Annotated in this window: 7 protein-coding genes; 3 read left to right on the forward strand and 4 right to left on the reverse strand. The window is 70.6% G+C overall.

What is annotated here, in order from left to right; all coding sequences use genetic code 11:
- Positions 1 to 499 precede the first annotated feature (499 nt).
- Positions 500 to 1,354: a DUF3489 domain-containing protein gene (locus H596_RS24770; RefSeq protein WP_027286148.1), complete on the reverse strand. Its 855-nt coding sequence runs from the start codon at positions 1,352 to 1,354 to the stop codon at positions 500 to 502.
- Between the two features lie 108 nt (positions 1,355 to 1,462).
- Positions 1,463 to 1,699 (reverse strand): hypothetical protein, encoded by a 237-nt coding sequence (locus tag H596_RS0118605; protein WP_027286149.1) that lies wholly within the window; start codon positions 1,697 to 1,699, stop codon positions 1,463 to 1,465.
- 185 nt (positions 1,700 to 1,884) lie between these two features.
- Between H596_RS0118605 and H596_RS0118610 the strand changes: the two genes are divergently transcribed.
- Entirely contained in the window at positions 1,885 to 2,124 is a 240-nt protein-coding gene (locus H596_RS0118610; protein ID WP_027286150.1) for a type II toxin-antitoxin system ParD family antitoxin, read from the forward strand.
- The gene (locus H596_RS0118615; protein ID WP_027286151.1) at positions 2,121 to 2,462 is read left to right on the forward strand and encodes a type II toxin-antitoxin system RelE/ParE family toxin; all 342 of its coding nucleotides are present in this window, start codon (positions 2,121 to 2,123) and stop codon (positions 2,460 to 2,462) included. The genes H596_RS0118610 and H596_RS0118615 overlap by 4 nt, the downstream gene beginning before the upstream one ends.
- Here the strand turns inward: H596_RS0118615 and H596_RS0118620 are convergent, their stop codons facing one another.
- Positions 2,463 to 3,707 (reverse strand): site-specific DNA-methyltransferase, encoded by a 1,245-nt coding sequence (locus H596_RS0118620; protein ID WP_037302051.1) that lies wholly within the window; start codon positions 3,705 to 3,707, stop codon positions 2,463 to 2,465.
- Positions 3,697 to 5,229, reverse strand: a complete 1,533-nt coding sequence (locus tag H596_RS0118625) for a site-specific DNA-methyltransferase (protein ID WP_245584076.1) — start codon at positions 5,227 to 5,229, stop codon at positions 3,697 to 3,699. Before H596_RS0118625 ends, H596_RS0118620 begins: the two co-directional genes overlap by 11 nt.
- A gap of 414 nt (positions 5,230 to 5,643) precedes the next feature.
- On the opposite strand from H596_RS0118625, the gene H596_RS0118630 reads away from it, so the two are divergent.
- Positions 5,644 to 5,899: transposase (locus tag H596_RS0118630; RefSeq protein WP_408735293.1), on the forward strand; the 256-nt coding region annotated here is incomplete at its 3' end.

Below are 5,899 nucleotides of genomic sequence, written 5' to 3' on the forward strand. Positions count from 1 at the left end.
CGCGGGGCGAAAACTACCGGCCGCAGGAGGCATCCGCGCTGCCTGCCGGCGTCTAATTATTAGCGGTTCCCCGTCGGAGGTCGCCGCGACCGGCGGGTGCGTGAGGGCGATGGTGGCGTGATGGCGTACCGGTCGAACCCGGGGCCAGGCAGAACCCGTTTAGAGTCTCGCGCCCCCGAGCGCGCGAAACTGATTGGGAGCCAGGCCGCGGATTGCATCAGGGCCAGCGGCCATGAGCCGCGCAGACAGGCCGGACACATGACCGCACCCGACCGCGGCGCCGATCGTCAAATCGCCCTTGCGTCGAAGGGGCCGTCCACACAAGACTCTGAGGTAGATCGCGCAGGTCGTGTCGACCACATTTCGCTGGACCGAAGTAGTTACGAGTTCGTCATCCCAGCGCGTGACGGTGGCCCCGCCCAGCCAACTCGCAAGAGCGCCGGGGATCGCGATGATCCCCGGCGCGCTCGATGATCCCGGCCCCTGTGGCTGGCGCGCGTCAGGCAGGCAGGTGGTAGACGGAGTAGGAGCCGCGGGCGCCCTCCTTGTTCGGGCCGACCTGGCGGACCCGCTCCAGCACCTGCACCTCGATCCCCTGGCGCTTCTTCAGGCCCGCGAAGAACCCGCGGACCGTGTGCTGCTGCCAGCCAGTCGCGTCGCAGATCTGCGCGATGGTCGCGCCCTCCGCGCGGCGGAGGAGGGCGAGCACCTGCTCCTGCTTCGTGCCCTCGCGCGGCTTGCGCGGCGCGCCGGCCTTGCGGGCCGTGCGGGGCGGCTTGCCGGCCAAGGCGACGCGGAGCACCTGCATCGGGCCGTCGAGGGCGGTGATCACGTCCGTCTCGCGGTTGGCCTCGTCGTCCCAGGCGGCCAGCACCGCCGCGGCGGCGTCGCGCAGGCTGGCGCGCGGGGCGGGCGTGGGCGCGCCCTGTGTGGGCTCGGGCTCGTCCGAGGGGGCATCCCCCTCCGCGGCGTCCTCCCCGCCCGTGGGCGCCGTGTCGGCCACCGGCGCGGCGACCTCCGCGGCGGCCAGGCGCTCGGCGTTGCGGCGCGCGATGGCCTCGAGGCTCTGCTCGTCCTCCGCGCGCGCGTCGCCCGCGTTCGGGTCGATGCCGATGGCGCGCAGCCCGTCGTCGGTGATGCGCGCCACGATCCAGGTCCCGTCCTCATCCTGGCGCCAGCCGAGCCCGACATGCTCCCGCAGGGCGTTGATCTCGATGAGCAGGTTGTTCTTGATCAGGCTGCGGAACACCGCGTTGCGGGCGGGCGCCGGCAGGGTCTTCGGCGCGCGGGCGAGGCCCGTCTCGTGCTGCGCGGCGGCGCTCAGGATCACGCGCTGGGTGTCGGAAAGCTTCATCGTCTGGGTCTCCGGTTCGGCACCCGACCAGCCGGGTGCTACCACCCCAAGCCCCGCAAGACTCCCGGCGGGGCGATGGCGGCGCCGCGTCGCGGCGGGCGCTGCGCGCTACTCGGCGAATTCGCCGCGCTTGAAGTAGCAATCCGTCACGCTCGCCAGCCGGCTGTTCCAGTGTTCCAGCGTCGCGGCCTTGCCCCAGAGGACGTCCTCGGGATCTGCCCCGAAGTGATCCGCGCTCATCTGCTGAAGCTCCGCGACCATCGCGTCGAAGCGTGCCTTCTGCTGGAGAAAGGCCTCGAGGCTCTTCTGCTGATTGCGAGCGGCGCGGGCTCCGCGGTCGGGCATGGTCGTCTCCGTCGTGGTGCAGGGCATCCCCTGCGCGTGACGGACCATTCGCGCTGCGGCGGAGCCGAGCCAAGCATCTACCGCGCTGCAATCATTGCTTTCTTTCCCCGTTCCGGATCACATCTGCCTGCGGCTAGCCGACGCCGCGCTTGCCAATTTTTGCCAAGAGGGCCACTCTGCCGGGCATGGGCACGATGAACGTCTCCCTCCCCGACGCGCTGAAGGCCTTCGTCGACCAGCAGGTCGAGAGCGGCGGCTACAGCACGAGCAGCGAATACGTCCGCGAGCTGATCCGGAAGGATCAGGAGCGCCAGCGGCTGCGTGGCCTGCTCCTGGCCGGCGCGACCTCCCGTCCCGGCAGCGTCGCTGACGACGCCTATTTCGACGGGCTGCGCCGAGGGCTGCGCGGCGCCGACCGAGCGTGACCGCGCGGCCTGTCGTCCCGCGGGAACTCGCGCAGCAGGACATTGACGAAGCGATCGCCCACTACCTGGCCGAGGGCGGCGAGCCCCTCGCCCTACGATTCATCGACGCGTTGCAGCAGGCGTTCCGGCGCCTGGGCGCGCATCCGGGTGTCGGCTCGCTGCGCTACGCGTATGAGCTGAGCCTGGAGGGCCTGCGCGCCTGGCCGCTGCGGCGCTTTCCCTTCGTGGTGTTCTACCGGGAGCAGCCCGACCACATCGACGTCTGGCGCGTGCTGCACGCGCAGCGCGACATCCCGGCCTGGATGCAGGAGCCGGAGACGCGCCCGGACGCGCCGTGATCACGCGGCGTGCCGGGCACGCGACGCGGCGATGTCGTCGAAGATGCGGTCCTCGCTATCGAGCACCGCCGTCCTGCCCGTCGCGTCCTGCCAGCGCCGGACGATGACGTCGGCATAGGCAGGGTCGATCTCCAGCAGCGCCGCGTGGCGGCCCGTCCGCTCCGCCGCGATCATCGTCGTGCCGGAGCCGCCGAACAGGTCGAGCACCGTGTCGCGCTGCTTGCTGCTGTTGCGGATCGCGCGCTCGACGAGCGCGACGGGCTTCATCGTCGGGTGAAGGTCGTTCCTGGCCGGCTTGTCGAAGTGCCAGACGTTCCCCTGGTCGCGCGCCCCGCACCAGTAGTGCTGCGCGCCGGCCTTCCAGCCGTAGAGCATCGCCTCGAACTGCTGGTGGTAGTCGGCGCGGCCGAGGGCGAAGGTGTTCTTCGCCCAGATGATCGTGCTCGACCACTTCCCGCCCGCCTCCTGCCAGGCGCGATGCAGCGTCGGCCACTCGGACGAGGACATGCAGACGTAGCAGGCGCCCTTCGTCACGGAGAGCAGATTCGCCAGCGCCGGGCGCAGGAAGTCGAGGAAGCCGGAGCCGAGCGCGTCGTTGGCGATGGTCATCATGGCCGCCGTGCCACCCTGGTAGGCGACGTTGTAGGGCGGATCTGTGAAGGCCATGTCCGCGAGGTGGGTGGCGCCGAGGGCGCGCTGCACGTCGGCTAGCTTCGTCGCGTCGCCGCAGAGCAGGCGGTGGTCGCCGCAGCGCCACAGATCGCCGGCGCGGGTGACGGGGAAGGCCGGCGGGTCGGGCGCGTCGTCGGCGTCGTCCTCGAGGCCTGCATCGGCTGCGGCCAGCAGCCGGTCGAGCTCCATGCCCGAGAAGCCGAGGACGTCGAGATCGACCACTGCCTCGTCGCGGATGCGGGCGATCTCGGCGGCGAGCAGCGCCTCGTCCCACCCGGAGTTGAGCGCGATCTGGTTGTCGGCCAGGCGCAGCGCCCGGGCCTGCGCCTCGGTGAGATGCACGAGCCGGATCGCCGGCACCGCTGCCATCCCGAGGCGCTTCGCAGCCATGACCCGCCCGTGGCCCGCGACCAGCACGCCGGCGGCGTCCACCAGCACCGGGTTCACGAAGCCGAACTCGGCAATCGAGGCAGCGATCTGCGCGATCTGGTCGGGGGAGTGCGTCCGCGCGTTCTCGGCGTAGGGGACCAGCGCGGCCACGGCCACGGTGGTCACCTGCAGGTCAGGCTGCATCGGGCAGCACCTCCCCTCGGGCGGCCGCTACCGCATCGAAGTCGCGGCCATCGTCGGCGAGCGTCACCGGCAGGTCGGGATGCAGCATCCGCCAGCGGGCGATTGCCAGGTCGACATAGGCCGGAGCGAGCTCGATCGCGCGGACCCGCCGTCCCGTGCGCTGGCCCGCCAGGATAGTGGTCCCGCTCCCCGAAAAGGGCTCGAACACGACCTCGGCCTCGTCCGTGTAGGCGCGCATCAGGAACTCCGGCAGCGCGACGGGGAACACCGCCGGATGCTCGGTCTCGATGCCGCGGCCCTTGTGCCGGGTGATCCGCAGCACGCTGTCCGGGATCCGCATCTCCTGCACCGGAAGGCCAATATGGGTGTAGGCCTTCACCTCGCCGTCCGCGGCGCGGAGCCCGCTGCCCTTGTTCGGGGTGCCGGCCCACTTGCAGGGCACGATCTTGGTCGGCGCGCGGGCCTCGCGGTTGAAGTGGAACACCAGCTCGAAGGCCGGTGCGAGGCGCCCGTTCCAGTCGCCAGGCAGGCCGGGCCCCTGGTCCCAGGCGTAGAGGCCGAAGCGGCGCCAGCCCTTCGCGCGCATCCATTCGAGCCAGCCGGCCCAATAGGGCTGCCACTCGCTGTCGCGGTGGATCAGGCCGAGGTTCACGAGCAGCTGCGCGTCTGCGCGCACGGCCCGGTCGAGATGCTGGAACACGCCCTGCATCAGGGCATCCCAATCCGAGACGCCGCCGGTGGTGTAGTCGCGCTGGTTCCCGTAGGGCGGGCTGGTGAAGAGCAGCGCCGCGCGGTCCGCGCCCATGACGCGGGCGACCGACGCGGCATCGGTGCTGTCGCCGCAGAGCAGCCGGTGCTCGCCGAGCAGCCAGAGGTCGCCTGGTCGGGTGACGGCCTGGCGCGGCGGATCCGGTTCGGCATCCGCGGGGTCATCCTCCGCCGAGGCATCCGTCTCCGCCGCGCCGTCCCCGCCCCCCTGGACCGCGGGTGCCGACAGGGCCTCGGGCGCGTCGCCGTCGGACACGGCCTCTCCAGCCGCCGCGAGGATGTCGTCGAGCTCCGCGGCCGAGAAGCCAAGCGTTGCGAGATCGAGGTCCGGCGCCGCCTGCACCGCGGCGAGCGCGTCGCGCAGCAGCGCCTGGTCCCAGGTCGCGTTCTCCGCGATGCGGTTGTCGGCGAGCCGGAGCGCCTCCTTCTGCGCCGCGGTGAGATGCCGCAGTACGATGGTCGGCACCTTCTCGATGCCGAGCGCGACGGCCGCCTCGAGCCGGCCGTGACCGGCGATCAGCACGCCGGCCTCGTCCACCAGCAGCGGGTTGGTGAAGCCGAACGCCAGCATGCTGGCCTTGATCTGCTCGATCTGCGCGGCGCCATGCATGCGCGCGTTGCCGGGATGCGCGCGCAACTCCGCCACCGGGCGCAGCAGGATCTTCGCTGCCATCCAGGGGAGCGTCATCGGACCATCCAGGATCAGGAGGGGGTGCGAACCATGCGAACCACGGCTGCGAACCGACGCGGCCATGGTTCGCAGCTAAGCGATTGAGATCAGAGCCGAAGGGTGCGAACTGCGAACCACATTTCGGGCCAGGCGCTAGCGACGTTGCGCGCTTCCGCCCCCCGCATATGCCAGGCCCAGGAAGGAACCATCGGCTCGCGAGCCACTGTCTCGATCGAGCGACGCTGTGGCTCATGAGCCCGAGCCGCGGTCGCATCTTCAGCGACTATCGAGAGGCTACTCGATCCAGATTCTGCTGGGGAGTGCGAAGATGTAGCGCTCCTCACAACGGCCACCTAAGCTATCGACGCGCAGCAGCGAACGTCACGGATGAAGTCAGCGGATGAACCTTCCTGCGAGTGGATCTGTCTTAGGCCACGTGGACAAACTGACCTGAGGGGGATTCCCTCGACGCGGTGGAGTGTGATTCGAAGCTGATCTCTGGGATGGAGATCAGCGTTGATCCGCGGACTGCTGACGGACGAGGAGTGGTCCTTCTTCGAGCCCTTCGTGGTCTCAGCCAGCCCGCTTGGCGGCAGGCCCGCGCGCGACCATCGGCGGGTGCTCGATGCCATCTTCTGGATCGCGCGCACCGGCGCGCCGTGGCGTGACCTGCCGGCCGAGTTCGGCAACTGGAACTCGGTGTTCCGCCAGTTCCGGCGCTGGACCGCGTCCGGCCTGTGGGACGTGATGCTGG

The organism is Rubritepida flocculans DSM 14296 (assembly GCF_000425365.1).
GTDB lineage: Bacteria > Pseudomonadota > Alphaproteobacteria > Acetobacterales > Acetobacteraceae > Roseococcus > Roseococcus flocculans.

Bases quoted from the DNA above. Each gene is read 5' to 3' on its own strand.
- H596_RS0118605 (WP_027286149.1), bottom strand. From the start codon at position 1,699: ATGCCCGACCGCGGAGCCCGCGCCGCTCGCAATCAGCAGAAGAGCCTC.
- H596_RS0118610 (WP_027286150.1), top strand. From the start codon at position 1,885: ATGGGCACGATGAACGTCTCCCTCCCCGACGCGCTGAAGGCCTTCGTC.
- H596_RS24770 (WP_027286148.1), bottom strand. From the start codon at position 1,354: ATGAAGCTTTCCGACACCCAGCGCGTGATCCTGAGCGCCGCCGCGCAG.
- H596_RS0118625 (WP_245584076.1), bottom strand. From the start codon at position 5,229: ATGGCCGCGTCGGTTCGCAGCCGTGGTTCGCATGGTTCGCACCCCCTC.
- H596_RS0118620 (WP_037302051.1), bottom strand. From the start codon at position 3,707: ATGCAGCCTGACCTGCAGGTGACCACCGTGGCCGTGGCCGCGCTGGTC.